Origin of the sequence: Leptospira alexanderi serovar Manhao 3 str. L 60, assembly GCF_000243815.2 — a bacterium.
GTDB classification, from domain to species: Bacteria; Spirochaetota; Leptospiria; order Leptospirales; family Leptospiraceae; genus Leptospira; species Leptospira alexanderi.
Genome location: NZ_AHMT02000053.1, coordinates 57,501 through 60,000, shown reverse-complemented (window position 1 = coordinate 60,000; position 2,500 = coordinate 57,501). Strand labels below are relative to the sequence as shown.

Here is a 2,500-nt window from a genome sequence, read left to right as displayed (position 1 = left end):
TGTTCATCGCGGAAAATAAATTTCTGAGTTTAATTTCGGAAGAACGAATGAGCTCCTCGTTTTTCTTTTGTTCGGTGATGTCAAGAAGCAGAAGAATTGTTCCAATCGAGTTTCCGTATTCATCCCTGATTCTAGACGAGGCAAGAAGCATAGGTGCCTCGATATTCGGAAAAATTTTCATTTTGATTTCGGTTCTTAATTCCTCCTTGGAAAGCCTTTTCAAAATCGCAGGGGATAGATCTAGAAATTTTCCCAGAGGAAGGTCGATAAAATCCTCTTTATAAACTCCTAATATTCTTTCGAGGCTCCGATTACCGTAGGTTATATAACCCTCATCGTCAGTGGAAATAAGAGGAACTTCTATGGAATTAAGAAGTGCGCCTTGAAATTGCAGTTTTTTAGAATTTTCGATTCTCGTCCTTTCGGTTTTCGCGTTTTGAAGAGAACTATGGACGTCTGAAATAATTTCCTCATAGAGAAAATTCTCCCCGGAGTCGAAAGCCATTCCTTCCAAGGATAAAATTTCGATTCCGCCGAGGAATTGTCCCTTTTCCCGAATTCCGATCGAAAGACTTCTACGAAATTCATAATCCACAAAGATCGATTCCCACTCGGGATACTTTTCGTTCCCAAACTCGTGAATGATGAAGTTATCCTTCGTATCGATTAGTCTCCTCATAGGAAACGGAATATTCGAAGAAATGAATGAATGAATTTTGAGCTTCAACTCAGAATTTATACCTTTTTGTCCCAAAACCTGAAGTTCGCCGTCCTTGTAAAAAAAGGCCCAGACTAAAAAGTAATGAGGATTTTCCTTCAAAGTATCGCAGAGCTTTTGAAAGATGGCAACTTCCGAAGTCAAGTATCTCAGGTTTTGCCTTAAAAGCCTTAAGGTCCTTAAGATACTTTGCATATAATAAAGTCTAAGTTCGGTTTGTTGAATTTCGGACTGATCGGTGAAATAAAATAGCAGTATCCCTTGCCCGACAAAAGTCGAAGCGTTGATGGTACAATTGACGAACTTCTTCTTTCCGCTTTTATGCCGGAGTTGCCAATAAACTTTTAAAGGAGGTTCGTTGTGTTTGATCGTAAAAGTTTCCCTCGGATATGCGGAACTGAAAAGAATGAAATCGCGTGATTTCCCTTGGAGTTCTTCGGAAGAATAACCTAGGATATTTTCAAGAGCGGGATTCAGATAGAGAATGGTTTCTTCCATATCCAAAGCAAGAACCCCTTCCTGAATCGGATGGAAAAAGGAATGAAGCACAGAAGATAAAGAGTCTAACATCCTGATTCCGGGTAAAACCTGGAGTGAGTCTCGACTTACTTTTAATTCTTTGCAAGAACTAATTCCGGAATTTTATTTTTACCGATTCCGACAAACATTCTAAGCGAAAAATTGCTTGAAAGGAAACTTTAAATCCCACCGAGATAGGATTCAAACAAACCGTCTTTTCCTCTTTCGGCTATACCTTTTCCCGATTCCGGTTCGTCGAGCTTTAAGACGAGTTCCGAATCAATCCTCATTCCGAAAAGAGAAGACAAAAATGAAATAGAGAATCTGCATTTATGAAATCGGTGTACGAATTATTCCTCAACTATTATCACTGGAAAAAGAAGAGATACATGAAAGAAACTCTCGGATTTCGGGATTTCGAAGTAGAAACCGGAGGAAATTCAATTTATTTTTTAGAAAAAAACCAGGAGCAAAATAAGGCGATTCTTTTGATCCACGGTCTTCTGGATTCAGCAACGGGGCTTAGAAAAGTGGCTCCTAAAATTCGGCAGGACTATCGGATATTGATTCCGGATATACCCGGATTCGGGAGAAGCAAACTCCCGCCGCTAAAGTATCTGTATCAAATAGACGTATTCGGAGATTTGATCTACGAGGCGATCCGAAAACTGAAACTCACCAAACTTGTATTAGGCGGCCATTCTATGGGAGCCTTGATTGCAATGCACGTCGCTCTCCGAGACCGCGAAAAAAGAATTTCCAAGTTAGTTTTGATCTCTCCCGGAGGAATCCCACATCGCCAACGGGATGAAATGAAAGAACTTCTATTTCCTAAAAACGAAAACGATCTTTTAAAACTGATCGAGGCTTTGTATTACGAAACTCCGGAATTGCCGGGAAAAATCGCGAGAAAGGCTCTCATTCGATCTTGGAACGAACTTCCGAATCAATTTCTTACCGCAAATACTTTGGAAAGAGAGGAAGAAATTTTTCTCGGAAAAAAGCTGGGAGAAATCAAAATTCCGGCGCTGATCGTATCGGGCAAGGAAGATCCGATAACGGACGTCGTAATGACGAAGAAACTACATTCTTATCTGAAAAAGAGCAAGCTCGTTCTACTTCCCGAAGCGAAACATGCAATTCACATGGAAAAACCGGAAGAACTTTCCTTAGAGATAAATCGTTATCTCGATTGAAACGGCGGCAAAAGGCACGTAAATTCGTATTACTGATTCCTATAAAAAGAGTACCGTTAATTTGAGC

General features: G+C 40.1%; 3 protein-coding genes (1 of these 3 running past the window's edge). 1 reads left to right on the top strand and 2 read right to left on the bottom strand.

Features of this window, described 5'->3' with window-relative positions:
- Together LEP1GSC062_RS18110 and LEP1GSC062_RS25365 are read right to left on the bottom strand one after the other, a co-directional pair.
- Positions 1-1,288: the 5' portion of a PAS domain S-box protein gene (locus LEP1GSC062_RS18110; protein ID WP_010576652.1), read on the bottom strand. It extends 1,034 nt beyond the left edge of the window; only the first 1,288 of its 2,322 coding nucleotides appear in the window; the start codon lies at positions 1,286-1,288; its stop codon lies off the left edge, out of view.
- A gap of 128 nt (positions 1,289-1,416) precedes the next feature.
- A complete protein-coding gene (locus LEP1GSC062_RS25365; RefSeq protein ID WP_279625792.1) occupies positions 1,417-1,545 on the bottom strand; it encodes a hypothetical protein in 129 nt (42 codons plus the stop codon).
- Between the two features lie 24 nt (positions 1,546-1,569).
- Here LEP1GSC062_RS25365 and LEP1GSC062_RS18105 point away from each other — a divergent pair, with 24 nt between their 5' ends.
- A complete protein-coding gene (locus LEP1GSC062_RS18105) occupies positions 1,570-2,433 on the top strand; it encodes an alpha/beta fold hydrolase (protein WP_020985083.1) in 864 nt (287 codons plus the stop codon).
- The last annotated feature ends 67 nt before the right edge of the window (positions 2,434-2,500 follow it).